General features: G+C 58.8%; 24 protein-coding genes and 2 pseudogenes. 16 read left to right on the forward strand and 10 right to left on the reverse strand.

Features of this window, described 5'->3' with window-relative positions; genetic code table 11:
- The first annotated feature begins 10 nt into the window (after positions 1-10).
- From HBO19_RS28525 to HBO19_RS15920, 8 genes are all read left to right on the forward strand, one after another.
- Positions 11-376 (forward strand): hypothetical protein, encoded by a 366-nt coding sequence (locus HBO19_RS28525; RefSeq protein ID WP_017737795.1) that lies wholly within the window; start codon positions 11-13, stop codon positions 374-376.
- Positions 364-1,797 carry a UbiD family decarboxylase gene (locus HBO19_RS15890; protein ID WP_017737794.1) on the forward strand — a complete coding sequence of 478 codons (1,434 nt, stop codon included), beginning with the start codon at positions 364-366 and terminating at the stop codon, positions 1,795-1,797. Before HBO19_RS28525 ends, HBO19_RS15890 begins: the two co-directional genes overlap by 13 nt.
- Before the next feature lie 78 nt (positions 1,798-1,875).
- Positions 1,876-3,234 (forward strand): MFS transporter, encoded by a 1,359-nt coding sequence (locus HBO19_RS15895; RefSeq protein ID WP_133077499.1) that lies wholly within the window; start codon positions 1,876-1,878, stop codon positions 3,232-3,234.
- A gap of 11 nt (positions 3,235-3,245) precedes the next feature.
- On the forward strand, positions 3,246-4,004 hold the full coding sequence (locus HBO19_RS15900; protein WP_017737792.1) for a glucose 1-dehydrogenase: 759 nt from the start codon (positions 3,246-3,248) through the stop codon (positions 4,002-4,004).
- Between the two features lie 49 nt (positions 4,005-4,053).
- Positions 4,054-4,842, forward strand: coding sequence for a fatty acid hydroxylase (locus HBO19_RS15905; protein WP_099168835.1), 789 nt, complete (start codon positions 4,054-4,056; stop codon positions 4,840-4,842).
- A 71-nt stretch (positions 4,843-4,913) separates the two neighbouring features.
- Positions 4,914-6,356 carry an aldehyde dehydrogenase family protein gene (locus tag HBO19_RS15910; protein ID WP_170057826.1) on the forward strand — a complete coding sequence of 481 codons (1,443 nt, stop codon included), beginning with the start codon at positions 4,914-4,916 and terminating at the stop codon, positions 6,354-6,356.
- 20 nt (positions 6,357-6,376) lie between these two features.
- Entirely contained in the window at positions 6,377-7,330 is a 954-nt protein-coding gene (locus HBO19_RS15915) for a LysR family transcriptional regulator (protein WP_170057827.1), read from the forward strand.
- Positions 7,314-7,937: a UbiX family flavin prenyltransferase gene (locus HBO19_RS15920; RefSeq protein ID WP_026136920.1), complete on the forward strand. Its 624-nt coding sequence runs from the start codon at positions 7,314-7,316 to the stop codon at positions 7,935-7,937. The genes HBO19_RS15915 and HBO19_RS15920 overlap by 17 nt, the downstream gene beginning before the upstream one ends.
- A 16-nt stretch (positions 7,938-7,953) precedes the next feature.
- Here the strand turns inward: HBO19_RS15920 and HBO19_RS15925 are convergent, their stop codons facing one another.
- Positions 7,954-8,733 (reverse strand): alpha/beta hydrolase, encoded by a 780-nt coding sequence (locus HBO19_RS15925; protein ID WP_017737787.1) that lies wholly within the window; start codon positions 8,731-8,733, stop codon positions 7,954-7,956.
- 90 nt (positions 8,734-8,823) lie between these two features.
- Here HBO19_RS15925 and HBO19_RS15930 point away from each other — a divergent pair, with 90 nt between their 5' ends.
- Together HBO19_RS15930 and HBO19_RS15935 are read left to right on the forward strand one after the other, a co-directional pair.
- Positions 8,824-9,795, forward strand: coding sequence for an XdhC family protein (locus tag HBO19_RS15930; protein ID WP_099168834.1), 972 nt, complete (start codon positions 8,824-8,826; stop codon positions 9,793-9,795).
- Positions 9,796-9,981: 186 nt separating this feature from the next.
- A complete protein-coding gene (locus HBO19_RS15935) occupies positions 9,982-10,836 on the forward strand; it encodes an AraC family transcriptional regulator (protein WP_017737785.1) in 855 nt (284 codons plus the stop codon).
- Between the two features lie 103 nt (positions 10,837-10,939).
- Here HBO19_RS15935 and HBO19_RS15940 read toward each other — a convergent pair whose 3' ends face one another.
- Together HBO19_RS15940 and HBO19_RS28530 are read right to left on the reverse strand one after the other, a co-directional pair.
- Positions 10,940-11,230, reverse strand: a complete 291-nt coding sequence (locus HBO19_RS15940; RefSeq protein ID WP_017737784.1) for a DUF6388 family protein — start codon at positions 11,228-11,230, stop codon at positions 10,940-10,942.
- Positions 11,231-11,300: 70 nt separating this feature from the next.
- Positions 11,301-11,552, reverse strand: a complete 252-nt coding sequence (locus HBO19_RS28530; RefSeq protein WP_232243876.1) for an SPOR domain-containing protein — start codon at positions 11,550-11,552, stop codon at positions 11,301-11,303.
- Between the two features lie 997 nt (positions 11,553-12,549).
- Here HBO19_RS28530 and HBO19_RS15950 point away from each other — a divergent pair.
- Entirely contained in the window at positions 12,550-13,857 is a 1,308-nt protein-coding gene (locus HBO19_RS15950) for an OprD family porin (RefSeq protein WP_034113323.1), read from the forward strand.
- A gap of 152 nt (positions 13,858-14,009) precedes the next feature.
- Here the strand turns inward: HBO19_RS15950 and HBO19_RS15955 are convergent, their stop codons facing one another.
- The 3 genes from HBO19_RS15955 to HBO19_RS15965 form a co-directional block, all read right to left on the reverse strand.
- The gene (locus tag HBO19_RS15955; protein ID WP_017737781.1) at positions 14,010-15,029 is read right to left on the reverse strand and encodes a zinc-binding alcohol dehydrogenase family protein; all 1,020 of its coding nucleotides are present in this window, start codon (positions 15,027-15,029) and stop codon (positions 14,010-14,012) included.
- 10 nt (positions 15,030-15,039) lie between these two features.
- Positions 15,040-15,333: a putative quinol monooxygenase gene (locus tag HBO19_RS15960; protein WP_017737780.1), complete on the reverse strand. Its 294-nt coding sequence runs from the start codon at positions 15,331-15,333 to the stop codon at positions 15,040-15,042.
- A 188-nt stretch (positions 15,334-15,521) separates the two neighbouring features.
- On the reverse strand, positions 15,522-16,613 hold the full coding sequence (locus tag HBO19_RS15965) for an NADH:flavin oxidoreductase/NADH oxidase (protein ID WP_026136919.1): 1,092 nt from the start codon (positions 16,611-16,613) through the stop codon (positions 15,522-15,524).
- An 85-nt stretch (positions 16,614-16,698) separates the two neighbouring features.
- Here HBO19_RS15965 and HBO19_RS15970 point away from each other — a divergent pair, with 85 nt between their 5' ends.
- Complete coding sequence (locus HBO19_RS15970) at positions 16,699-17,013, forward strand: metalloregulator ArsR/SmtB family transcription factor (RefSeq protein ID WP_017737778.1); 315 nt, start codon at positions 16,699-16,701, stop codon at positions 17,011-17,013.
- Positions 17,014-17,043: 30 nt separating this feature from the next.
- On the opposite strand, the gene HBO19_RS15975 is transcribed toward HBO19_RS15970, so the two are convergent.
- A complete protein-coding gene (locus HBO19_RS15975; RefSeq protein WP_170057828.1) occupies positions 17,044-17,952 on the reverse strand; it encodes a LysR family transcriptional regulator in 909 nt (302 codons plus the stop codon).
- 122 nt (positions 17,953-18,074) lie between these two features.
- On the opposite strand from HBO19_RS15975, the gene HBO19_RS15980 reads away from it, so the two are divergent.
- From HBO19_RS15980 to HBO19_RS28535, 3 genes and pseudogenes are all read left to right on the forward strand, one after another.
- Entirely contained in the window at positions 18,075-18,818 is a 744-nt protein-coding gene (locus HBO19_RS15980; protein WP_017737776.1) for an SDR family oxidoreductase, read from the forward strand.
- Between the two features lie 121 nt (positions 18,819-18,939).
- Positions 18,940-19,317 (forward strand): annotated as a pseudogene (locus HBO19_RS15985) (LysR family transcriptional regulator); the annotation flags it as partial.
- A gap of 136 nt (positions 19,318-19,453) precedes the next feature.
- A complete protein-coding gene (locus HBO19_RS28535; RefSeq protein WP_232243879.1) occupies positions 19,454-19,609 on the forward strand; it encodes a hypothetical protein in 156 nt (51 codons plus the stop codon).
- Positions 19,610-20,052: 443 nt separating this feature from the next.
- On the opposite strand, the pseudogene HBO19_RS15995 reads toward HBO19_RS28535, so the two are convergent.
- From HBO19_RS15995 to HBO19_RS16005, 3 genes and pseudogenes are all read right to left on the reverse strand, one after another.
- Positions 20,053-20,940 (reverse strand): annotated as a pseudogene (locus HBO19_RS15995) (hypothetical protein); the annotation flags it as partial.
- Positions 20,941-21,000: 60 nt separating this feature from the next.
- The gene (locus HBO19_RS16000; protein WP_170057829.1) at positions 21,001-23,967 is read right to left on the reverse strand and encodes a Tn3 family transposase; all 2,967 of its coding nucleotides are present in this window, start codon (positions 23,965-23,967) and stop codon (positions 21,001-21,003) included.
- Positions 23,964-24,980 (reverse strand): site-specific integrase, encoded by a 1,017-nt coding sequence (locus HBO19_RS16005; protein WP_232243877.1) that lies wholly within the window; start codon positions 24,978-24,980, stop codon positions 23,964-23,966. Before HBO19_RS16005 ends, HBO19_RS16000 begins: the two co-directional genes overlap by 4 nt.
- Before the next feature lie 204 nt (positions 24,981-25,184).
- Between HBO19_RS16005 and HBO19_RS16010 the strand changes: the two genes are divergently transcribed.
- Positions 25,185-26,225: a DNA-binding protein gene (locus tag HBO19_RS16010; RefSeq protein ID WP_017735051.1), complete on the forward strand. Its 1,041-nt coding sequence runs from the start codon at positions 25,185-25,187 to the stop codon at positions 26,223-26,225.
- Positions 26,226-26,582 lie beyond the last annotated feature (357 nt).

Here is a 26,582-nt window from a genome sequence, read left to right on the forward strand (position 1 = left end):
AGTTCCACTTATGGCTTCTAGCTGGCTGGTATTAACCATCGTGGCCGCCTACAGGGTGGTCTTGGCGTTGATCAGTTTCTGGGTTCGACGCTCTACACAAAGCGCGAAAAACTTCACCTCCGGAGGCAAGGAATTCCCGGCGGTGATTCCATCGTTGCAGGCCTTTGCGCAATTTTTCGGGCACATGCACGAATGGATGGCCGGGATCGCCGTTGCAGGACTGGCCGGGGCGCTGTTCGGCACCATGGCCGCGCTAACCATGGGCATCGCCACCTTGTTGCTCAAGGACTTCTATCAGCCGTTCTTTAACCCGCCGCCGGGTGACCGGGCATGCCACCAAAACAATAATGACGAGGTAAGGCCATGCAGCCTGTGACCCTTTCCACCCCCGAAGCCGACATGGCCGGGGACTTGCCAGCAGGCGCCAGCCTGCGTGGCTGGCTCGACCATTTGCAGCGCCAGCAGCGTTTGGCAATGATACGTCCCGGCGTGGACCTGCGTTTCGGCGTTGCAGCGATTGCTAATCGTCTGGACGGCAAGAGCGCTTCACTGTTTCCCCAGCCTGGCGGCCACTCGATTGCGGTGGTTTCCGGCCTGCTGTCCGACCGGCAGTGGATGGCCGAGGCGATGGGCGTGGAGTCCGCTGAAGTGTTGGCGCGTTTCGAGGCGGCCAGCCTCAATCCGCTGCCGTGGCGGGAAGTCAGCGATGCAGCTTGTCAGCAAGTGGTGCATCGCGAGATCGACCTGAACAAACTGCTACCAATTCCCACCCACAACGAGTACGACAGCGGCCCTTACATCACCGCTGGCCTGCTGATTACCCGCAACCCCCGCACCGGGGTGCAGAACGTTTCGATTCACCGCTTGCAGGTGAGCAGCCCAAATCGACTGGGTGCATTGCTGCTGCCACGCCATGCGCTGGCCTTCTTTCAGGAAGTCGAGGCGCTGGGTGAGGATCTGGACGTGGCGGTGGTAATTGGTGCTGATCCGCTGACCTTGCTGGCGTCCCAGGCCATCGTGCCGATCGATCACGACGAACTGGAAATCGCCGGCGCTCTGCATGGCCGTCCGCTGGCGGTAACGCGCTGCGTGACCCATCAGATTCGCGTGCCTGCCGACGCCGAGATCGTCATCGAGGGCCGGTTGCTGGCCAAGGCGCGGGAGATGGAAGGGCCGTTCGGCGAGTTTCCGCAGTACTACGGCGAACGCGCCGAGCGACATGTGATCGAAGTCGACGCCGTAACCCATCGTCACAACCCGATCTTTCACACCATCGTCGGCGGCGGCCTGGAACACTTGCTGCTCGGCGGCATCCCGCGCGAAGCGACCATGCTCGCGCACTTGCGCCGCAGTTTTCCGTGCGTGCGTGACGTGCACCTGAGCAAGGGCGGAGTGTGTCGTTATCACCTTTATGTGCAGATCGACAAACGCTCCGAAGGCGAGGGCAAGAACGTCATCCTCGGCGCGCTGGGCGGTCACTACGACATCAAGCATGTCACCGTGGTGGATCTGGATGTGGACATTCATGACCCCACCGAAGTCGAGTGGGCGATTGCCACCCGTTTCCAGGCCGACCGCGACCTGGTGCTGATCCACGAATCCCAGGGCTCGAAACTCGACCCGTCCACCCGTGACGGTGTCGGCTCGAAGATGGGCTATGACGCCACGGTGCCGCTGTCGGCACCGACCATGCGCTTCAAACGAATCCAGGTGCCGGGCCAACAGGAAGTCGAACTCGACAAGCTAGCGCACGCGGCGCCGCAAGACTGGCAACGCGTGCTCCAGACGCACGATTGAACCCGGCGGCCGTTGGTGTTCAGCGGCCTGTTTCCGATAGTTCCAACCAACTCAAGACACGTCTTGCGTGAGGCAACCATGACCACGACAACAACAACAACAACAACTGCATCGCCAACCAGCGCCGCTATCGATACACCGCAGATTCCACCGGGCAAGGCCTTACTGGCGGCATTTGCCTCGACATTCGGCTGGGCGCTGGATTTGTTTGACCTGTTCATTCTGCTCTACGTGGCGCCGATCATCGGCCGCATGTTTTTCCCCTCGGACACCCCGACACTGTCGCTGGCCGCGGTATACGCCTCATTCGCCGTGGCCCTGCTGGTGCGCCCCCTGGGTTCGGCAATCTTCGGCGCGTATGCCGACAAGCACGGCCGCAAGCGAGCGTTGATGGTGTCGATGGTCGGCGTCGGTATTTCCACGGCACTGTTTGGCGCGCTGCCGACCATTCATCAGGCCGGCATATTGGCCCCGATACTGTTTCTGCTATTGCGGGTGATTCAGGGCATTTTCGTTGGCGGCATCGTGGCCTCCACTCACACCATCGGCACCGAATCCATCTCGCCGCGCTATCGCGGCCTGATGTCCGGGTTGATCGGTGGTGCCGGTGCCGGCATGGGCGCGCTGTTGGCGTCGTTCACTTACCTGGTGTTGTCGGAAATTTTCCCCGGGGATGAATTTGACGTCTGGGGCTGGCGCTTCATGTTCTTCTGCGGGCTGCTCAGCACGTTTTTCGGGCTGGTGATGTTCCGCTATCTGGAAGAAACCCCGGTCTGGCAGCAACTGCAACAAGCGCGCAAGACCAAGGGGCCGGCGGTAGTGGTCGTGTCGCCGCTCAAGCGTCTGTTTGGTCGCGAGTACCGCAGCGTGATGCTGGTCAATCTGCTGATTACATTCGGCGGCGGAGCAACGTATTACCTGGCCTGCGGTTATCTGCCGACCTTGCTCAACGTGGTCGCCAAAGTGCCCCATACGCAAACTTCGCAGATGCTCATGTACGGGTCGGTGGCAACCATTGTCGGAGCACTGGCCTTCGGTTACCTGAGTGACCTGATCGGTCGCAAGAAGACCTTCATGCTACTGGGTGTGATTAACCTGGTGAGCTTGCCGATGATGTTCCTCGGTGTCGCCGAGCCGGGTTCGCTGACCCGCACTGCGCTGTATTGCGTGGGCATCGCCTTCATGGGCGGGGCGATCATCGCGCCGATCCTGATCTTCCTCAACGAACGCTTCAGCACCGAGCTGCGCGCCAGCGGCACAGGATTGTCCTGGAACATCGGTTTCGCCCTCGGTGGAACCATGCCGACCTTTGTGTCCCTGTTCAGCAGCAGCCCCGCGCAGATCCCCATGGTACTGGCGATTTTCGCCGCCGGCCTGTCGGTGATCTACCTGATCGGCAGCGTGGTGATTCCGGAAACCCAAGGCAACTTCAAGTGAAGGAGATGGCAATGAACAGATTGACCGGCAAGGTCGCTATCGTCACCGGCGCGGCCCAAGGTATCGGCGCCACCTACGCCAAGGCGCTGGCGGCCGAGGGCGCGAAGGTGGTGCTCTGCGATTTGAAGGCGCCTGACGAAACCGCTGCCGCGATCCGCAACAAGGGCGGTACGGCCCTGGCAATCGCTTGCGACGTGACCGACGGTGCCGCGGTGCAAGCCATGGTCGAGGAAGCCGTGGCGCAGTTCAGCGGTGTGCACGTGCTGATCAACAACGCGGCGTTGTTCGCCACCCTGGAACTCAAACCTTTCGAGCAGACCAGCTCGGCGGAATGGGACCGGATCATGGCAGTCAACGTGCGCGGTTCCTTCGAGTGCGCGAAGGCGGTAATGCCGGTGATGCGCCGTCAGGGCTACGGCAAGATCGTCAATATTGCCTCGGCAACGGCTTTCAAAGGCGCGCCGATGATGGCGGCGTATGTCGCGTCGAAGGGCGCGGTGATTGCCCTGACACGCTCGATAGCGCGCGAAGTCGGCGACGCCGGCATCCGCTGCAACTGCCTGGCCCCCGGCCTGACCATGAGCGCCAACGTCCAGGCCAACGCCGCCTGGGCCGGCGACATCGTGCGCAACAACATCGCCAGCCGCTGCATCAAGCGCGAGGCGGTACCGGAAGACCTGGTCGGCGCGCTGCTGTTTCTGGCCAGCGCCGACAGCGATTTCATGAGCGGCCAGACTGTGGTGGTCGACGGCGGCTCGGTGACCCACTGATAGGGGGAGTCCATGCGCAGCCGATATTTCATTGAAAGGGTAAACCGTTATGAATCGTGAACAACAAATCGTTGAGCGTTCGCACGCATACCGCGAGAGCTATCGTGCGTCCACACCCAACTGGTATCGCGGCGAAATGCACCTGGCTTTCACCCTGCTGTTCACCGGCGGGGTGCTCTGGTACTGCGCCAGCCAGATTGTCGATGCGAGCTGGCAGGAGTGGTTGCTGGTGGTAGTGCCGATGTTCCTGTTCGGCAATTGGGCCGAATGGGCGGGCCACCGTTATTTGCTACACAGCCCGAGGAGCTGGCTCAAGCCGGCCTACAAGCGGCATGTCGCCACCCACCATCAGTTCTTCTCGCACAAGACGCTGGACTATCACGGCCATCAGGATTGGCGCGCTCTGCTGTTTCCCCCATTCGCTCCGGTGTTGTTCGTGATGGCCGCGCTGCCGCTGGCCCTGCTGCTGGGCACGTTATGGACGGCCAACGCCGGCTATATCGCAATGTTGACGATGGCGGCCTACTTCCTGATGTACGAAGGCCTGCACACGCTGTCGCACCTCGAGCATCCGCTGCTCGATGCCATGCCGCTGGTCAACACGGTGCGCCGCATGCATGTCCTGCATCACAACCCGGACTTCATGCACACGCGCAATTTCAACCTGACCTTTCCGATCTGCGATGCACTGTTTGGCACCAGCGACTTGAACAAGGGCGTGCTGGGCACGCTGTTCAATGGCATGTCGGATGCGGCGCGCAAACCCGAGGACCAGGCTCGCGTTGATGCGCAGCAGGTCGAGCGCGCGTCCAAAGCGGCTACCGAACACCAGCTCTGACAGCGACTCAATGAGCGGTCGGTTCTGGTGGTCGACCGCTGCTCGCTGACCCACGGAATACCGGAGGACTCATGCAAAGCAGACATTTCATCGATGGGCAATGGACCGACGCGGGACATTGGGCGGACAGCTTCGACCCGGCCAGCTGCGAGTTGATCGGCCGCTTCGCCGATGGCGGCGAAGCCGAGGCGCAAGCGGCGGTCTCCGCCGCCGCGCGCGCCTTCGCCAACCCGCAGTGGTCACAGAATCCGCGCCTGCGTCAGCAATTGCTGCTGGATTGGGCCGCAGGCCTCAAGGCACGCCAGGAGGAACTGGCGCAGCTGCTCACCCGCGAGAATGGCAAGGCCCTGGTGCAATCGCGCGGCGAGATAGCCGGGGCGATTTCCGAGATTGTCTATTATGCCGGTCTGGCCCGACACAATCCCGGCCATGTGATGGAGGTGGCGCCTGGCGAGTTCTCCAACATGCTGCGTGAACCGGCCGGGGTCGCGGGGCTGATCATTCCATGGAATGCCCCGGCGGTGCTGCTGGTGCGCGCCCTCGCCCCGGCATTGGCGGCCGGCTGCACCGCGGTGATCAAGCCGGCGCCGCAGACCGCGCTATTCAACGCGGCCATGCTCGAGCCGCTATTCGCCCTACCGGGCCTACCGGCCGGCGCGGTCAACCTGTTCGCTGACACTGGGCATGTCGGCGCGGCGTACCTGGTGGCTTCGCCGCTGGTAGATGTGCTCAGCTTTACTGGCTCCACCGCAACCGGCCAGCGCATCATGCAAGACGCCGCAGCGACCATGAAGAAGCTGTCCCTTGAACTCGGCGGCAAATCCTGTTGCCTGGTCTTCGAGGATACCGACGTCGAGGCTATCGCACCGAAACTGGCGGCAGCAGCAACCATCATTTCCGGCCAACAGTGCACCGCCGCACGGCGCGTGCTGGTGCAGGCCAGCCGTTTTGCCGAGATGAAACGTGCGCTCAGTGCCGCGCTCGGCGAAATCCGCCTGGGCCACGGTTTGGAGGCGGCGACGCAAATGGGCCCGCTGATCGACTGGCAGTCGCGCGACAAGGTCGAGAGGCGCATCGCCGAGGCGCTGGACTGTTGCGACGAGGTGCTGCTGGCCGGCGGCCGCCCGGATGGCGCGCTGAGTCAGGGCGCCTTCCTCGCCCCTGCACTGATCGCCCACCGCGACAGCGGCGCGTTCTTCTGCCAGGAGGAAATCTTCGGCCCGTTGCTGGTGCTGGAGTCCTTCGAAGATGAAGCCGAGGCAGTAGCGCGCGCCAACCATACCGAGTTCGGTCTGTCGGCGAGTGTCTGGACCGGGCAGGGCGCTCGCGCCTGGCGTGTCGCTCGGGCACTGCGCAACGGTACGGTGTGGCTGAACGACCACAACAAATTGTTCGCCGAGGCGGAAACCGGTGGCTACCGCAAGAGCGGCCTGGGGCGCTTGCATGGCGTCGATGCGCTGCTGGATTTCAGCGAGCTCAAACACATTTATCAGAACGTCGGCACGCTCGGTTGAGCGCGCACGCGAGGGTGACCATGGAGCTGCGCCATCTGAAGTATTTTACCTGCCTTTATGAGGAAGGCTCCGTCACCCGGGCTGCGCAGCGCTTGAATATCGTGCAACCGGCGTTGTCGATGCAGATCGCCAGGCTTGAGGAAGAACTCGGGCAGACGTTGTTCGAGCGCAGCTCCAAGGGCATGGCGCCGACCGAGGCCGGCGATCAGGCTTATCGTTTGTTCATGCCGATTCTTGGCCAGCTGCTGGCGGCGCGTCAGGCCCTGATCGACCGTAGCGGCCAGATCGGCGGACGCATCAGTGCCGGGCTGATCGCGTCTGCCGCCAACAACGCGTTGGCCAGCACCCTGGCGCATTTCGTCGAGCATCAGCCACAGGTTGAATTGAGCGTCACCTCGGGCTACAGCCAGGAGTTGATCGCGAAGGTCCTGACCGGCGTGCTGGATTTCGCGGTCATCAACCAAAGCTTTCAGCATGAGCACCTGATCGGCCACGACATTTTCGATGAGGAGCTACTGGTCGCCACCGGTGCAGCCAATCGCCTTAACGGAGCGTTGCCCTTGCCGTTGGCCAGTCTGGCGGGATTCAAACTGGTGCTGCCCTCGCGTCGTCACGGGATGCGTATGGTCATCGACCAGCACCTTGCCGCCCAGGGCATTGAAGTCACCCCGCAGTTGGAGGTGGACGATCTGGCGGTCATTGAGGACTTCTTGCGTCGCAGCGACTGGGTCAGCGTGCTGCCGGCAACCGTCTTGCATCGCGGATTGCACGAAGGCGCGTTGCGCGCCTATCCGCTGGCCGCGCCGGGGATCAGCCGGCGCATGGTCTGTGTGCACGACGCCCGTCGACCACTGACCCCGGCGGCAATGCTGTTCATCGAGATGATCGGCAAAACCATGACCACCGCACTCGACGCCATCCATTTCTACAAAGAAGGCCCGATAGAGGAAGGCGACCATGAGCGTTCCCAGTAATAGCCGGCCGCAGCGGCTGATCGTAGGAATTTCCGGTGCCTCCGGCGCCGTTTATGGCGTACGTCTACTGGAGCTGTTGCGCGACACGCCGATTGAAACCCATCTGGTGGTCAGCAAGTCGGCGCTGATTACTTTGGCCCATGAAACCGAGATGTCCTGGTCTCAGATCAAGACCCTTGCTGACGTTAGCTACATCAATCAGGACATCGGCGCGGCAATTGCCAGTGGCTCGTTCAAAACCATGGGCATGATCATCGCGCCGTGTTCGATACGCAGCCTGTCAGAAATTGCCAGCGGCGTGACCTCAACGCTGCTGACCCGCGCCGCCGACGTGGTGCTCAAGGAGCGCCGGCGCCTGGTGCTGATGGTTCGCGAGACGCCACTGCACCGCAATCACCTGCGCAGCATGACCGAGTTGGCTGAACTCGGTGCGGTGATCGCGCCGCCAGTGCCTGCGTTCTATGCCAAGCCGACCAGCCTGGATGACATGATCGATCACACTGTAGGAAGGGTGCTGGATATGTTCGATATCGAACTGGGTGTCGTCCGTCGCTGGCGCGAACGACCGGAGCGCGTAGCAACGCTGGATGAGGTGATCGATGGTTGAGTCACATTCGGGGCATTCAGGCGGGGAGGCGCTCCAGGAATTCGCAGATCAGCTGCAAGGTCCGCTCGGTCGCTTCGGTCTGGGGAAAGTGCCGGCAGTTATCCAGCAACACACAGCGGCACGGCCCAGGCACCTGTCGCTGGATGACCATCAGTTGCTCGGGCGTGGCGTAGTGGTCTTCGCGACCCTGAATGACCAGCAGCGGCCTTTCGATATAAGCCAACTGCGCTTCGAGATCGTCCAAGGAAAAGTCCGGGTGCAACCAGCTGTCGCTCCAACCGTGAAAGGCGCCGTCGACATTGGTCCCATGGTGGCGTGCCAGGCGTTCGCGCAATTCGCCCTGATGCCAAACCTCGGTGGTATGGCGAATGCCATCGAGGCTCTCGGTCTCGACAATCACGTGAGGCGCCAGTGCAATGCTGCCCAATACGCGGGGATCATTGGCGGCGGCATAGGCGAGGACAATGGAGGCGCCGTCACTGTGACCGAGCAAAACCACTTGCGGCAGTTGCAAGGCATCGAGCAATTGCCGCAGTTCACGAGGGCCGTCGCTGCTCAGGTAGTTCAGCGGACGCGGCAGGGTTACCGGGCTCGATTGCCCATAACCCTGACGACTGTAGGTGACCACACCGCAACCGCTGGCCTGGGCCAGGCGCTGGGGGAAGTCTTTCCATTGATCGGCGCTGCCGAGGCCTTCGTGCAACAGCACAAGCGTCGGTCGCGATGGGTCAGCCGCAGGAATTTGGCGATATTCCAGGCGCAGCGGCCCAAGTTGCAGAAATTGTTGTGGCGACATGTTGAATCAACGATTGAACAAGGTTGCTCGCAGGTTACCGTAAACGTAACCCTGTCTGCAGCACCACGCTTTGCTTGAGGTACAGAAAACATGCGTCATCTCGATGTTCAGGTGATCGACCAGGCACTGCAATGGGCTCGCGCCGGGCAGGCCCAGTGGCTGTGTACGGTGCTCTCCACCTATGGCTCGGCGCCGCGTGCGCCGGGGGCGATGCTGGTGACCAATGGCTCGGGCGAACACGTCGGCTCGCTGTCGGGTGGCTGCGTCGAGGAGGAGTTTCTCGAAAGCCTGACGCGCGGTGAATTACGCGAACCGGCGCAGATCGTCAGTTATGGCGACAGCGTCGAGCAACGCCACTGTCTGCGATTACCCTGTGGTGGCGTGCTGATCGTGCTGGTCGAGCACCGCGCTGCGAGTCTCGAATGGATCGAGCACCTGGAGAGTCTGCAAGCGGCGTTACTGGGTCAGCGGCGTCTGCTGCGCCATGTCGAGTTGAGCAGCGGAGCCTTGCGCCTGGACGCAGACATCGGACACGGCAGCGAGCGGGTGCAAGTCGTCGACGAGACGGTGCGCATCAGTGTTGGCCCTGCGTTGCGACTGATTCTGGCCGGGCTGTCGCCGGTCGCTGAAGTTTGCGCCAGTTTCGCCCGCGCCATCGGCTGCGAAGTCATCGCCTGCGACCCCCGGGATGAGATGCAGCATGTGCAGCTCGAAGGCGTGGAGATGCAACGCGTGCTGCCCTCGATGTACATCGCCGCTGGTGGTTGCCATGCGGCGACTGCGGTGGTGGCGCTGACTCACGATCCTCGAATCGATGATCTGGCGCTGATGGAAGCGGTTCACACCCCGGCGTTTTACATCGGTGCCATGGGTTCTCAGGCAACCTCGGCCAAGCGCGCCGAGCGGCTCAAGCGCATCGGTGGTCTGACGGATGAACAGATTGCCCGTTTGCACATGCCCATCGGCCTCGATCTGGGCAGCAAGGCCCCGGCGGAGATCGCTCTGGCGGTGGTGGCCGATATCCTGCGCGTTTATCACGGCAAAGAACGCCATGCCTTGTAAGGCGGTTTTTCCGACGAACGTGGGGGCTGCGAAAGTCGAGGTAGACGCTCGGTCATTCGCGCGCGATAGTGGCCAGCCAAGTCTGGCTGAACCATGGACCGATCGACGGGCTTGAGAAATAGATAAGCGCCCCGATGATATGCATTGAGGCCGATAACAATATCGCTTCAAGCGAGGAGGAATCTGATGTCGATTGCCCAACGGGTTTTCCACGGCAGGTTTGGCCGGGTCGCCTTGCTGAATATGGATCATTCGCTGGTCACCCATACCCATTCCGAATGCCATGTGCTGGTCAAAGTGTCCGGCGAGGATACTTACTTCAACGTTAACGGTCGACGGGTTCCGCTCAGTGATCGCACCGCGGTGTTGGTCAACGCCTGGGAGCCGCATTTCTACGATCCGCAGCCGGGTGCCGGTGCCACGCTAATCCTGGCGCTTTACATAGAGCCCGCCTGGCTGGCCACTGCCCAGCAATCGCTGGCGCTCAGCGGTCGGCCGGACTTTTTTGCCCAATCATGCATCGAGCTGTCGAGTCGAAATCGCACCCTGGCCGACATCCTGGTCGCCGAAGCGCATGGTTGTGGGATCGTGCCGAAAGAGCGTTTGGAGTTCATGCTGTTCGACTTCCTGATCGAACTGATCGAGGACTTTTCCAGCTGGCGGCATTTGTCGCTACTGGGTGCGCCCAACACAGGTGAGTTCCGGGATGCGCGCGTGCGCCGTGGCACCGCCTGGTTGCTTGAGCACCTCGATGATCCGAACCCGATCGACAACGCCGCGCGGGCCTGTGGTCTGTCTCGGGCACACTTCTTTGCGCTGTTCAAGAAAGACACCGGCATGACCCCGACCCTGCTGCTTAACGACGCGCGCATGCGCCGGGCTTTTGCCTGGCTGGAGCGTGAGCGCAGTGGCACGTTGGGCCTGTTGTCTGAGAACCTCGGGTTCTCCGAGCAAGGTCATTTCACACGGTTTTTCCGTCAGCACATCGGCGCTTCCCCCAGCCAGTATCGGCGTGTGGTTGATAGTTATACGGCGGTTTGAACCGAGAGGAGGGCGGGAGTATTGGGTAATGCTCCCGCCGATGAAGTTAGTCTTTCATCTTGAAACTCTGAGCTTTTAAAGGTTACGAAATTTGTAGCGTCTATTAATTGTCCATAAAGTCATAAATCTCTTTCATGCGTTCTTCGCGCATCAATTCAAGTTCTTCCTTGGTTTCGGCCGCCCACTGCAGGATGAAGTCCCAGCAATCGCAGCCGTGCGCGTCGGCTTCTGCTTCAAATGCTTCTTTCAGAAATTTAAGACGATATTCTTCTGGCGAGAGCCCGCAGTTTTCAGCGAGGCTGTAATTCAGCTCGCTGAGTTCAAGCTGAATCCATAGATTGGCGTCCAGGAATTTCTTCAGGGCAAGTTCGGCTCTAAGTTCTTTTGCGATCATGAATGCTCTCTTGTGGCATGCAATAAGTAGCTGGTTGTTCAAGGTCGGCCCAGCGCTAAATTGGACTATGTCAATTTCCTGCCATCATCCATCCTCGAACGCCATGACTTTCACTCAGCTCTTTCACGACTCGAGCCGCGTCCTGCTTATGTTTATATGGGCCTATGACGACAAAATTGTTTTCTTTACGCGCTACCGGCAACTCCAGTTGCTGAATGGCTTTTAGTGCGCGATGGCGGCTGGGCGTATTCAATGCGGGCGTGAATTCGTCGGGAAGATTTGTACTGATTTCTGTCGCAAACTTTATTAGCGATGTCGTCAAATACGTGCTCGAAGTCTGTCACTTTTTGCTGGATGTATGAATTGTCGACGTTATTTTCACAAGTTGGTCCTGTGGACGTGTAGGTCCATAGTAGAGCTGATAGTTGCCCTAAAACGCCAGTTACCAGTAAGCCCAAGCCAAGCTTTCGCACGGCGCCCTCTCCAAATCAAGTGAATAGTTATTTGTGCCATTTCTTTTTATAAAGAAAGGTTTTATTTCTGATCCTGAGATGGTCTGAGTTCTCGAGCGCGTCAGTGTGCCCAAGCGCCAAAATTAGTTGGCTGCTTTTTGTTGTTTTAAAGAACATCGGGCGTGCACTTTATAGACTACTGATTCACGAAAAAGGCTCAGATAGTCGAAAAAAACCATATCAGAATGGGAGAGGTTAATCCTATGAAATACTTGTATTTAAGATAAATATCGTGGCCAAAGTGCCTTGTGGAAAACCGCGAAGGATCTGCATTCGCCACTTATGTGATGAACGCTCAAAATTAAAAAGTTATAGAGCCCGGTCGCTATCCATAAAGTCATCGAAGTCGTCGAACATGACCGGAATTGTGTCGGGTCCCAGCCCCTTAAATCAGACGCAAAGACAAATTTCCAGACTTCGGCGCAAAACTCCATCTCCCCAGGCAAAGCGCTCCCTGCGCCTTTCACACACACTTGGCTCTAGCGCTCTCGCGCTGTAAAACAACAAGAGCCACGAAAAATGACCAGATTCCCACCTGCTATCGAAAGCCAGACCGGCCATATCGGCGCCCTACGGGTACGCTACATGCGACGATCATCCGTTCACCTCATGCTCATGTGCAGATCACCTCGGTGGTTTTTTCCAACGCGCTGCCATGGAGCAGGATGTTCAGAAGAATAAAATGGCGTGCCAATTATTGGGCTAGTTGAAATTGACTAAGTACCGGTCCTTCGTGTGCGTTGCGTTGACCTCTAAGATTTTGCGTTGCTTCTATTACTTTAAAATAACAAAGGGAGCGCTATACAATTGAGTAGGAAAAAAATTGCTGCAAGTTCGGTGTTTCTTGGTATCACCCTGAGTGCACAGGCGTATGCTGACTTTCTAAGTGATAGCAAGGCCACCTTGGGGATGAGGAACTTCTACTTCAATAACGACAACCGCGATGGCACTGCCGCCCCTTCCAAAACCGAAGAATGGGCGCAGGGTTTCATGTTGGACTTCAAATCGGGTTATACCGATGGCATGGTTGGCTTTGGTGTCGATGGCCTGGGATTGCTGGGGGTTACCCTGGACAGCGGCAAAGGACGGCATGTCGGCAGCACCATGATGCCTTCTGACAGTGACAACCGTGCCGTCGACGAGTGGAGCCGGGTGGGGCTGACCGGAAAAGTCAAAATGTCGAAAACTGAACTTCGCTACGGCACCTTGATTCCGAAACTCCCAATTCTGGTTGCCAACGATGGGCGCGTACTTCCACAAACCTTCGAGGGCGGTCAAATCACCTCGAGCGAGTTCAAGGGGCTGACCTTGACTGGAGGTCGGATCGAACATGCGACAGGGCGTGGTTCAAGCGATCAGACGGGGTTGGCCGTTGCTGGTGGTACGCGTGAGAGCAATCAGTTTGACTTCGCCGGGGGCGATTGGAGTGTCACCAAGGATCTGACAGCTCAGTACTACTACGCAAACCTCGATAACTACTATACGCAGCATTTTTTTGGATTGATTCACACCCTTGCGCTCTCGGACAATCAGTCCCTTAAAACCGACCTGCGCTACTTCAAAACTGACTCGTCAGGTGCAAATAGCTCCGGTACGTCAGGCTACAGAATTAATGGCTACACCAAAAACGGTGATGGAGAGATCGACAACCGTACCTGGAGTGCCGCGTTGATTTACACGCTGGGTGGCCACGCGATTACTGCGGGGTACCAAAGTGTGTCGGATGGCAGCAACTTCACTCAACTCAATCAGGGCAGCCTGATAGACAAGGGCGCCGGTGGAGCAAGCCTGTATCTGTATACAGACCGCCTGATCCAAACGTTCACCCGCGCAGGCGAGCGCACAGCTTTCGGTCAGTATGCTTACGACTTTGCCGCTCTGGGAGTTCCTGGCCTGAAAGGCTCGGTCATGTACCTCTCCGGCGATAATATTAAAACTACGTCCGGCGACAACCAAAAGGAATGGGAAAGAGACATTAGCCTGGACTACGTCCTTCAGTCCGGAGCGCTTAAAGGTGTCGGGTTCGGCTGGCGTAACGGCAAGTCCAACAGCGAAGCGGCTCGTAACGTAGATCAGAACCGAGTTTTTGTAAGCTATAGCATTCCGCTTCTCTAACGAGTGTCATGAGGACGAATAGCCGCTTTCAGTCCGGCCACGCTGAGGAAGGCACCCGATAACACGGGTGCTTCTGTGCAGGATTATCCGCCCGACGCTCAGGACATTAGGTAGGTGGTGCAGCCGGTTTGATTTATTTTGTCTACGCCCTCTTAGAAGCCTTCCAGCACGATCTTGCCCTTCGCCTTGCCGCTTTCCAGCAGAGCATGGGCTCGACGAAGATTTTCTGCGCTGATGCGCCCGTAGTTTTCGCCAACGGTGGTGCGCAAGTCACCCGCATCAATGCGCCGCGCAATTTCGTTGAGGATGTTGTGCTGCTCTTGCATGTCCTCTGTCTCGTAAAGCGAGCGGGTGTACATCAGCTCCCAGTGCAACGACAGGCTCTTGCGCTTGAGCGGTACGGCGTCAAGCGTGGCCGGGTCATCGATCAGGCCCAGCTTGCCCTGAGGCTTCAGTGATTCGATGATTTGCTCGTAGTGCCGATCGGTCTGGGTCAGGCTAGCGACATGGCTGACTTGTGCGATACCGATGCGCTTGAGCTCCTCGCTGAGTGGCTTGGTATGGTCGATGACATGATGCGCACCAAGCTCGGTGACCCAGGTCTGGGTTTCAGGGCGCGAAGCCGTACCAATGATCGTCAACCCGGTTAGCTGACGCGCCAGCTGAGTCAGGATTGAACCCACCCCGCCTGCAGCTCCGATGATCAGCAGCGTTTCGCCCCGGTCGGTGGTATCGCGTGCAACACCGAGGCGATCAAACAGCAATTCCCAAGCGGTCAAGGAAGTCAGTGGCAATGCCGCAGCCTCGCTGAAATCCAGCGACTGGGGTATTGAGCCGACGATACGCTCGTCCACCAGTTGCAGCTCACTGTTGCTGCCCGGGCGGATCAGCGATCCGGCGTACCAGACCCTGTCACCGGGCTTGAAGAGCGTTACGTCGCTGCCGACCGACTTGACCACGCCGGCAGCGTCCCAACCGAGGATGCGCGGCTGGCTTTCGTCCTCGTGCGGTACGTAGCCCTGCCGCACCTTGGTATCGACAGGATTGACCGATACGGCCTTTACCTCTACGAGCAAGTCGCGCGGCCCCGGCACTGGCTCGGGTATATCGATCTCCACCAAGGCGTCGGGATGTTCAATAGGCAGGCATTTGAAGTGTGCAATGGCTTTCATTCGAAGATCCTCAGGAGATGCGATACATTTTCGTGATGGTGAGCTTTTCAGCAGCGCGTTCGATGAAAGGGAGCGCTGCCTGAAAATGCGGTGTCGCTTCGTGAGCAGTCAGCGCCGCTTCGTCCCGCCACTGCTCGATCATGTGGAAAGTGCGAGCCTGCTCGGCATCACGGTGGAAATCGTACTGGATGCAGTCCGCTTCGCTTCGGCTTGGGCCTTGCAGGCCCTGCAGCGTCTGCTCGAGCTCGACTTCGAAGCCGGCCTTGGCGACCAAGGTGGCAATCAGTGTCAGAGGGGTGGTCATCAAACCTCCTGTCTGTGTGCGATATGAAGAGGGAGCATTGGCTGGCACGGGTGTATCGAAGATGTCCATGCCGGCCATGCGGCCAAAAACCTGAATCCGGGTGAGAGCGCGACAACAATCTTGCCCACTTGGGCATTCGACCAAGTTGATAGCCCTAAGGCCACGCGAGCGCTCTCGCTCCGGCGGGATCACCTGTAGCGTTCAAGCCAATGGGCATAGGGAGCGGGCAAGGTCCAGGCAGCACGCTCTACACCCAGCGCCTGGGCGGCTGAATAGGACCAGTTAGGATTGCCCAGGTGCGCCCGGCCAATCATCGCCAGGTCCAGTTGACCACTTCTCACCGCTTCTTCGGCGACGCTCGGCGTGCCGAAGCCCCATGCCGAGGCCACCGCAATCCCCGTCTCGCGCCGTACCCGCTGGGTAACTTCGCCCATGAAACCGGGGGCCCAAGGAATGTTGGATTCAGGGATGGTGAACCCGATACTGACGCTGAGCAAGTCCAAACCACCGTCCTTGAAACGACGTGTCAGTTCGATAGCCTCTGACAAGGTCTGTTCATCCCGGCCGTCGTATTCGATAACACCCAGGCGAGCGGTCAGCGGCAAGTGCTCTGGCCATACTTCGCGAACCGCCGCCAGTGTTTCCAGCAGAAAGCGGCTACGGTTATCGAAGTTTCCGCCATAGGCGTCGTCACGAAGGTTGGAGTGTTCAGAGAGGAATGACTGGGCCAGATAGCCATGGGCGAAATGCAGCTCTAACCACTCGAAGCCAGCTTCACGTGCACGGCGAGCGGCTGAGACAAAATCCTCGCGCACCCGGGCGATATCCTCCAGCGTCATGGCTTTCGGCTGCTTGGCGAGCTGAGCGCCAAAGGCAACAGCCGACGGGGCGATGGTCTGCCAGCCACGCGAATCATCCTCGCCGATATGATCGTCACCTTCCCAAGGACGGTTCGCACTGGCCTTGCGCCCCGCGTGGGCAATCTGGATACCTGGCACTGCGCCGGCAGCCTTGATCGATTGCACCACCGGCACGAAGGCACGGGCGAGCTCATCATTCCAGATACCAGCGCAGCCAGGCGTGATCCGTCCTTCGGGTGACACGGCAGTCGCCTCGACGACCACCAGTCCTGCGCCGCCACGCGCGAGGGTGGCATAGTGCACAGTGTGCCAATCGTTGATCAGGCCATCATTGGCCGAGTACATGCACATGGGGGGAATCGCGATCCGGTTGCGAAGGGAGACATCCTTGAGCGTGAAAGGTTGGAACAGCGCAGACATTAGGTTTTTCTCCGAGGGATACTATTTCTCTTGTTCGATAATATTCGAACTATTGACATAGAGCAAACCCGTGTATGATTCGCTCATGCGCCCCTTCAAACACCTTCCTCTCAGTGAATTCGTTCTTGAGCGTCTGTTTTACGCCTTGAGCGACCCTGTACGCCTGGAGATTGTCCGGCGCCTCGCCGAGCTGGGAGAGGCCAGCTGTGGCGAGCTGGACGGTGGCCGTGCGAAGTCCACCATGTCCCACCATTTCCGGGTGCTGCGAGATGCCGGACTGGTTCAAACCCAGACCATCGGCACGACCCACATGAACTCGTTGCGTAGGGAAGACTTGAGTCACCGTTTTCCGGGCCTGCTGGAAACGATCCTGTCCCAGTACGACGAAAAAGGAAGATGAGGCTCACGGGTGTTTTTCCACCCAACTCTTTCAGCGCGCGCTCTGCGCAAAAACACGCAGATCTGAGAAGCAGTTGACCAGGTGGTCGTACACCAGCCTCACTCTCGGTGCCACGGGCCCTGATTGCGGGCGATACATGATCAATTCGGAAGGCGGCGGGGCATCGTGTTGCATGAGCTCGACCAGTCGCCCTTCAGACAGATAGGGTTCTGCCAGATAACCGGGCATTTGCCCAAAGGCGATTCCCGCCAGAACAATCTCTCGCTCGGTTTCTGGATCGTCGCAGGTAAATGCCGGGGAGGCAGGCAGGAACGTTTGCCCCTCGGCAAGCACCCACGGCCAGGGGCGGCCGTTTTTGCGATCGATCAGCATCGACAGGGGCAAGCGTTTCAGATCCTCGATGCTGCCAGGGCATTGCACGGTGTCGAGGAGTGACGGCGCCGCGACGATTTTCAGGTCGACATGGGCCACCGTTCTGGCGATATAGCGCCGATCCCGCACAGCTCCAACACGAATACCGATGTCAATCTTGTTGGCCACCGCGTCGGTGAGCTGGTCATCCAGGCTCAGGTCGATGCTCAGGCCGGGATTCTCCCGCATCAGCGGTTTCAGAAACTCAATCAGATACAGCTTGCCAATGGCGTGGGGGGCCGTGATGCCGACGACGCCTTTTGCCTCCTGTTTACTGTTGGCGATAAACAACTGATCCACCCGTTCCAGGGTTTCCCGGGCTTGCAAGGCGAGTTTGGCACCAAAAGCGGTGACGTGAACCTGCCGCGTGCTGCGGTGGAACAACAGCTCCCCAAGCGTGCGCTCCAGTTCTTTGATGGCGCGTGTCACGGTCTGCGGAGAGGTGCCGAGGCGGGTGGCTGCATCGCGAAACGTGGTCGATTGCGCCGCCACCGAAAAGATCCGAATCAGCTCCATGCGATTGAGCATTGGCGTCAACTCCCGTTCCAGAAAATGGAATTCTCAAATCCGAACTCTTCCATTTTCTGACGAATAAAACCAGCGCAGACTGCACTCATCAACCCAAACAGGTCTCAACAGGAGCGCTGAACATGAGTAAAAACATCCAGGGTAAAGTGGTCGTTATCACCGGTGCGAGTAGCGGTCTGGGCGAAGCAACGGCGCGTCATCTGGCAGCGCTCGGCGCCCATGTAGTGCTTGGCGCCCGTCGCCAGGATCGTCTGGACGCGATTGTCCGGGAGATCGCCGCAGCAGGCGGCAAGGCGATTGCCCATCCGATCGATGTCACAAACAAAGAGGACTTGTCTGCGCTGGTCGCCAAGGCTGTCGAGGCATTCGGTCGCATCGATGTGATGATCAACAATGCAGGGCTGATGGCGATCTCTCCGATTTCGCAGCTGCGCGTCGAAGAGTGGGATCGCATGATCGACATCAACATCAAGGGCGTGTTGTATGGCATCGCGGCCGCGTTGCCGCTTTTCGAACAACAGGCCAGCGGTCACTTCATCAACATCTCTTCGGTTGCCGGCATCAAGGTGTTCAGCCCCGGTGGATCGGTGTACAGCGGTACCAAATTTGCGGTGCGCGCTATTTCCGATGGCCTGCGTCATGAAGTCGGCGGGAATATTCGCACGACGACCATCGAGCCGGGCGCGGTGGATTCCGAGCTCAAGTTCGGCAGCGGGCACCAGCCGAGCGCCGAGGTCGTTGGCGAGTTTTACAAGAAGGCCATCCCGGCTGATTCGGTTGCACGGGCCATCGCTTACGCGATCGAGCAACCTGCCGATGTCGATATCAACGAGATTGTTCTGCGTCCGACGGCGCAAGACTTCTGATAGTTAACCTGTGCCGTTTGTGCCCTTGCGCAAAAGCACGGGCGCGAGCGACTAAGCTTTAGCACTATTGAATACTTCGAATGTCTGGCCTGGAGCCAAACTTCCACGCAAGCCAACCAATATCGGTGATATCAACCCGTTTGTTTTTACCGTGAAGGCGGGAAGCTTTACCGCCGCGGCGATTACACTGGGCATGGACCCGCATTGTTCGCTTGGAGGACCGGATGGGCGCACGGTTGCTCAATCGCACGACGCGCAAACTGAGCCTGACAAACGAGGGGCAGATTGCGTATGAGCGCTGGCGGCAGATTATCGAGGATCTTGATGAGGTCGAGGTGACCATGGTCCGGGCCGTGGGCGGCCGACCGGTACCTTTAAACTCACGGTCCCGCTGTCCTTTGGTCAGCGCCATGTCCTGCCGATCCTTGATGCCTATCTGAAGCAGTGGCCTGAGCTGCACGTGGAGTTGTGGTTTACCGATCGCTTTGTCGACGCCCTTTTTACCACAGATGTAGCCGACTCCTCATCCTTCCCAGGAGCGTCATCCCGTTTTTCAACGCCTGTTTCAACCAGAAGCACTCACTATCGGTCCGATTTTGCCGCTGGAAACCCATCCCGGCCGAGCGGCCCCGACCATGCGCGGTCATTTCGAGATGGCGCAACGCGTCGAAGCGCTGGACTTTGGTGCGCTCTGGATGCGTGACATTCTTTTCTACGATCCGGATTATGGCGACGTGGCGCAGATGTTCGAACCGCTGGGCCATCCACAGCCAGCCAAGCGCCTATGCTAACAGCCAGCCGATGATGGTCCTCACCGACACGGCCGTGTTCCCAATAATGTGAATATAAGCAGCTCGCATGTTGTGGTCACGGCTATCCACTTCAAGGTTGTTGTGAGCATGCTCCGTGAATTCGACGGTCCGTTCACTAGATGGCAGAGCAACGGCTACTTTTGAACCCATGCGGCTCCGGAATTTCGCTGGTGGTTTCCAGAAAGCCGGCTGTCTGCATAGTTAAACACTTGCCGCGAACCGTCCTGGCGTATCGTCGTAACAGTGACATAGCCGGCCGAGAGAATACCATTCATCCGGAAGTCACTGTTGATAGGGGGGGGGCGAGCCTGTGAAAAGCTTACCATTGACTGGTCTAATCCCATTCAGTCTGGAATCTTCAGCATGCGAACTGTCGACATCCAGCAGGCAAGAATAAACCTGTCCCAGCGTTGATGAGGCTGTCAAAGGATGTCATTCCTGATTTCCAAGTCCGGCAGGCGGCTCTCCTCATCTGTTGTACGGAGTTGGTAATATCGGGCCGTGTTGGCAACGGGTGCCACCTTAAGTTGTAGGCTGGTTTCTACGGAGAGCGGCGGTGCAGTGGCGGTGAGTCGGGCGAGAACATTTAGGATGTGATCGGCACTCAGGGCGCCAGACAATCCTCGCAAGCGCCAATCGATTTCGCGCGTGCCGCGCTCAGCGCTTCACACAGGGGGACCGAAGGTCCCGACTCAAGCACCAGTTCTACCGCTACCAGCACCGGGTCGAGACCAGCGATGGGCACAGCAGCCAATACCTACGTCATAATTTGATCACCGTTGCTGTGATGTCTCAGGCCCCGCTTGAGAAGCCGCAACGGAGTGGGCAGATCAGCAAACGGCGTGCCATTGCACAGTGCACTGGGTTTGCGTTCGATGAGTGGGATGTAATGCTGCCAGTCAAAACTGACCTGATCTCGATCAAATAGGCACTCGTGGCTGGCAATCATCGTGTCATCGGCGATGACCCTGATCCGGGAGGGATATAGACGGCTGCTGACCCACTGGCCGACTCGCTCACACGGCACCGAATCGCGATTTCGTGCCACGCAGATCAGGCAGGTGCTGGAGACCCTTACGGTGTGCTCGACGTAGCCATCAAAGGCGGTCGGCATCCATTTCGACCCGCTCCAGCTCCAAAACGTCCGCCACCGTCAGCCCGTTGCACTAGGGGTGTAGCAGCTCGCTCCAGAGCGCACGCACGACAGCGTTGGCCCAGCCAGGCATTCAGTTCCTCGAGGGTGTGGAACATGCAGTTTGAGCGTCAATCCAGATGCGCCGTCGACTGCCTTGAACGTTCTTATCGACAAGAGGGTTGGCCGGGATTCGCACCAAATTCGCCAAAATGCAATTAAGCTTATGATTTAAAAGCTAAAACTGAATCTTGTAGTCAATCGGTTTGATCTTCCGATCGAGGTCCAGGGTGTAGTCGCCGAAACGATTGATATGACTCGTCCGATGCGGCGACAGCGCCTTGAGCACCGCCTCATCCACTGGGTGTCCCTGCCGCTGCAGATCCTTGAGCACACTTGACATTTCCTGCGCGTTGTGCAGGATCACCAGATTCGCCACTAGGTGGTTGTACTTGATGACTTTGCGCTGCTCATGCCGCACGTTCTCGGCAATGATGCCCTCTCCGCCGAAGAACAGCCACTTAGTGAAGTTGTTGAACTCTTCGCTCTTGTTGGTGGCTGCGTGGATGTTCCGGCGGAGTTCGATATCGTTGATGTAATTCAGCAGGAACATCGTACGCACCACGCGGCCGAGCTCGCGGAAGGCGAAGTACAGCTTGTTTTTCCGGCTGTAGGTCCCCAGTCGGCGCAGGATCATTGAAGGTGTGATCTTGCCGGCTTTGATCGAGATGGCTACTCGAAGCATGTCTGGAACGTGGCGCTCAATCAGCGCCCAGTCGATGGAGGCTCTGAACAGGCTGTTGATATGGCGATAGTGGCTTCCCTTCTCCGGTTTGAAGAAAACGAGCTCCTTGATATTGCGAATTCTCGGCATCAGCTGGATACCGAGCAGATGCGCTAGACCAAACACAGGGGCATTCTGGGCCTGGGTATCACCATGCACGGTGTCCGGCTGAATATCCGAGTCGTTTTTGACCAGGCCATCCAGGATGTAAACCGCCTCGTAGACCCCGCAGGGAATGAAGCGGCTGAACAGGGCGATATACATGTCGGAAACATGGTAGTAGCCGATACCGCCGTAACCACCGTAGCGGATGTGGTACTCGGAAAGCAGATTCTGTTCGTAGACATTCCACTTGGTGCCGTCCGCGGAGGCGGCCTTTCCGCTCCCCCAATATCGCGGCAAGGCAAAGCGGTTGTAGGCGTTGATAGCCGCCACGATGGCCTTGTCAAGCCGCTCTTCGGTGACGTGTTTGAGATTAAGCCAGGCCACTTGTTTGCGACTGAAACCTTTAACCGAACGCGCGGTTTGGGATGCGCCTAGGTTGCAGCCATAGCAGAACAGTGTGGTGATGAAACGCTTACGTGGCTCATCGAGCTTGGCCTCGAAGCCAGAAAGCGGGCCAAACAGGCGGTGCAGGTCAAGCCAACGCTCTGTTTCAGTCAGTACGTCCAAGATGCTTTTGGGTTCGGCGGTTGCCGTGATGGCTTGATCGATGATGGGCAGCTGGGGCGGCGGCTCCCTTCGTTCGGTTCGCCGAATCAGCAGCCCGGATTCAGTCAAATCCACATGCTCGTTATCCGGAAAGTGGTCGTCGACCGTTTGCGCGAGCGCGCTCAACTGGTTGCGCAGGCCTTGGGTGAACGCGGCCGGATTGACGTCCATGCCCACCAGTTCGCCGTAGCGCAGCACTTCCTCCTGATACTCATCCCAGCTCACCAGGTGTTCGCGGTAATCGTCGTATTGATCACTGTGCTCAACGTAGAGGTCGCCGGATTTCAACTCCTGCATAACCTGAGAGAAGATGCAGAGCTCAAAATACTTACGGTGAATCAAGGTCTCACTGCTGGCGGTGTCGCCCTTGGCGAAGATCAGTTTTCGCCACTTTTCGGGCAGCCCCTCCAGCGCCATTTCGGCAAACTCGTCCGCGCCGAGCGTGAGGTATTCGCGGTGGCTGTTGCGATGCCGCTGCAGCCAGTCAACCGCCTGCAACAGCGCGTCGTCCTGCGAGCTGGACTTGAGTGCGAGCACGTCCAGGCACTGAAACAGTAACGAGCGCTTGCTGCGGTATGGCTGCAACATGAACGGATAATAGTTGTTGCCGGCGAAGGCCATGTGCTCATCGCACTGGACGATCCAGGAGGCAGGATCGCCCTCAAGGGTTTCGTCGACCTGTGCGAGTCGCTCATCTGACGGCAAAGGCGCTTGTAGGACGGTGAGCACCTCCCGGAATTGACCGATCAGCCGATCCACCTGCTGGACATGGGTCAGGTGGTACTGCTGCAAGCGTTCTTCGGCAATCCGGTGCAGGCTGCGCAGGGTCTTGATGAAGATTTCGGCCACGTCATCCATGGCCTTCTGCAGTTGCGACTGCACCATGAGCACGGCCAAGGTGTAGCGCTTGTTGGCCTTCATCGCCCGCATTTCGGCGATATCGAGCGCTCGCGCTTCCAGTACCATCTGGGTGCGCTTGCTGATCGCGATATTCGTCAGCAAGGGAAGTCCATCGGCCAGCTCGATCAGTCCGTTGATATGCTTGAGAAAGCTTGCAACCTCACGAGCGCCGGGACGCTTCGGTTCGCGCTTGAGGCCATCCCATGCACTGCGCCCCTGGGGCTCCAATAGCTGATCCAGCCGCGCCGTGGCAGAGGCTGGCAATACATTGGCGACACTCTGATAAATCGACTCGTTGACGCTGGCACGGGCCTGCTGGGCCAGACGGCTGAGCCGTGTAAAACCCGGGAGTTCATAACGGCGGCGAACCAGCTCTTCAATGAGGATGTTGATGATGTCGGGTAGTTCCTGCTTCGAGGTGGCGGCTTGATGAGCGACCTCGTCCAGCCACTGATCGCCCTCGGCATCCAGCACCTGAATGCCCAGATGCACGCGAAGCCGCTGCTGGTGGCGTGGTTTGCTGCCGGATTGGTCGTAACGCTGCAGGGCGACCTTGGCGGGAACTCGCAATCCTGCAAGGCGGCAGATATGTTCAAGGATTGCCGGTGGCGTGGCTGCGAGTGGAAGGAAATAGCCGAGCCGTTGCAGGAGTTTCAGCTGGATCAGGAGGCAGACGCGCGTAGGGGCTTGCCGATACCAGCCAAAGATCAAGACTTTCTCCTGAGGGCCGGGTGTATAAATCGCGCCGAGTTCCTGTGGGCTGAACTCGGTTTTAAGACGCGGATAGGCAGTTTCTTCCGGTCGACTCATGGATCTTGCTGACGCCGTAAGAGCGAGCCTGCCGCGTTTTCTTCGAAGGCGCCGGCCTCCTCGATATAGCCTTGCACGGTGCCGTCATGCCGCCAGCCACCCTGGCGCTTGATCTCGAGAAAGTCAGCACCGGCGCGATGGGCGCTGGTTGCCAGGCCACGGCGCAGGCTGTGGCTGCTCATCTCTGGGGCATGCGACAGACGCGCTTCCTGGGCGCGAGCCGCCAGGATGGCATTGACGCTACCCACGTTCAGCGGAGCAGCCCCGACTACACCCCAGCGGCTGATGCGGCGGAACAGCGGGCCTTGCTCAATCTGAGCGGTATCCAACCAGCACCGCAAAGCCTTGGCTGGGCAGCAGATGTTGTCGCCGTAGGGGATCGCCTTGTCCAAGCCCTGACCCTCCTGGTCGGTCTTGGAGCGCGGCAGCGTGATCCGTAGACCTTCCCGCTCCCACTGCAGGTAGTGCACTTCCAGCATGACCAGTTCGCTGCGTCGGAACGCGCCGAAGTACCCCACCTGTATCAATGCGCTGTCACGCAGCGCCGCGAGCCCGTCGAGCGTGGCCAGGTGCGTCACGATCAGGTCGAGATCTTCCAGCAGTAAGGCTTTGGCTTTCTGCCGCGGGCGCCCGTGCACTCGCTCGATACCGCGCAAGGTCTTGCGTACGGTGGCGCTGGCGGTCGGGTCAGGAAAGCCCTGAAAGCGGTGCCATTGCCCCAGCGCGGTCAGGCGCAGGGACAAAGTGCGCGGGTTCAACGCTTCTGCGAAGGTCAGCAGGTAATGAATCACCGTGGCTTCATCGCACGGCAGCACGCCGCCCCAGGCCTGAAAGTGGCGAATGGCCGAGCGGTAGGTTCGGCGGGTGTTGTCGGAGGTGGCGGCCGCGAGAAAGCGCTGGTAGCGCTGGGCCAACTGCTCCGGGGTAGCGAGCGTACCGTTGGTACGCGCAAGGGCTGCTCGCTCGTCGAGCAGTAACGGGGTGGCTATTTCATCGTTATTTCTTGTAGTCATCAAGAAACGCCTGTTTAGGCCGTGCGTACTGCGGATTATAGAAGCGAATGCCGAGCGTGAACGCCTAACTCGCGATAACCGCGCTTATCGTCGGTTCGCCGAGGGTTTCGCCGGGCTGTTCTATTCTGTACTTAAACTGCAGTATTACGTTTTCCATACTACGGTACGAAAAAATCCGAGGTGCTTATGGCCCGCCCAGGGATCATGTATGTCCACGTCGCCGCCGCCGCCGCCCAACTCGTTGCTCAAGGCAAAAATCCAACGATCGACAGCGTCCGCGAAGCCTTGGGCGGAACCGGCAGCAAGAGCACCATCGCGCCGCTGTTAAAACGTTGGAAAGCAGCCCACCAAGACACGGTGGCGCACGCGGAGCTTGGACTGCCTGCCGAGCTGGTCCTGGCGTTGAAAGGGGTCTACGAAACAGTGCAGGCGCAGGCGACCCTCCAAGTCGAGCAGTCGGAGCAGACCCATCGCGAAGCCACCGCCGTGCTGCAGGAGCAGTTGCAGCAGGTTTTCAGCGAGCGGGACGCTTTACTCAACGCACAGGCGCAACAAAGTCAGGCGCTGGCCACCGCCCAAGCACGCAGCCAAGGGCTGGAAGAAACCGTGCAGCGGCAGGAAATCACCTTGGTCAGTCTGGGCAGCGAAAAGCTCGGGCTCGAACAGCGCCTGGTCGACCGCGTCGCGGAAATAGCCACACTGAGCCAACACCTGCAGCAAGCGCAGGGGCAGTTCGAGCATTACCAGGCATCGGTCGCGCAACAGCGCGCCGACGAGCGCCAGGCCGCGGAACAACGCCAGCAGCACCTGGAACAGGAGCTGACAGAGCTCCGCCAGCGCCTGCTCGCACAACAAACCCACCTGGGCGAACTGCACGCACAGGAACAACGCTGGGCGCAGGACCACGATCGACTGCAGAGCACCCTGCACACGTCCCAGGAGTCGCTGATCCTCAGCCGCAGCGCACAGGAGCAGTTGGCGCGGCAACTCGCCGAGCTGAAACAGATCCATCAGGCACTGGAGCAGCGGCATGTCCAGGACGAACAGTGCTTGGCTGATACGCGGACGAAGTTGGCTGTGGCCGAGCGGGAGCGGCGTCTTCTGACGGACCGTTTCACCCAAGCAGAATCCCAGTTGACCGAACTTGCCAGAGAGCAACAACGTCTGCTCCAAGACAACGCGGTGTTAAACAGCCAACTTGTGGAACTCAGAACGTTGCCACCGAACCCGCCGTTGGCATCTTGAATGGGCGTTATGCAATGAGCTTGGAGAGTGTCTAGAAAATCAGGGGCGATTCAAAATGACCCATAGGACATTACTCAAAATAAAACAGAAGAACCCGGCCATTCTTCTCGCGGGGCGTTGAGACCCGATAAGCCACGCGGCGATCACTGTCACTGCCATGGCGGGCCACTGAACCCAATCCAGATAACTCAAGCCAACCTCTCAATCTCTATCGATAAAAAAGAGAGGGATACGAGGGCGAATAATTCAGATTTTTTGAGCGATTTTGAGAATGTACCGCTCGTCAGACATGCCTCGAATTTATTGAACATACGATTTGCTCTCTCGGACAGACTAAACATGTGCTGACGAAAAATC

Source organism: Pseudomonas sp. WS 5021, assembly GCF_012985535.1.
GTDB lineage: Bacteria > Pseudomonadota > Gammaproteobacteria > Pseudomonadales > Pseudomonadaceae > Aquipseudomonas.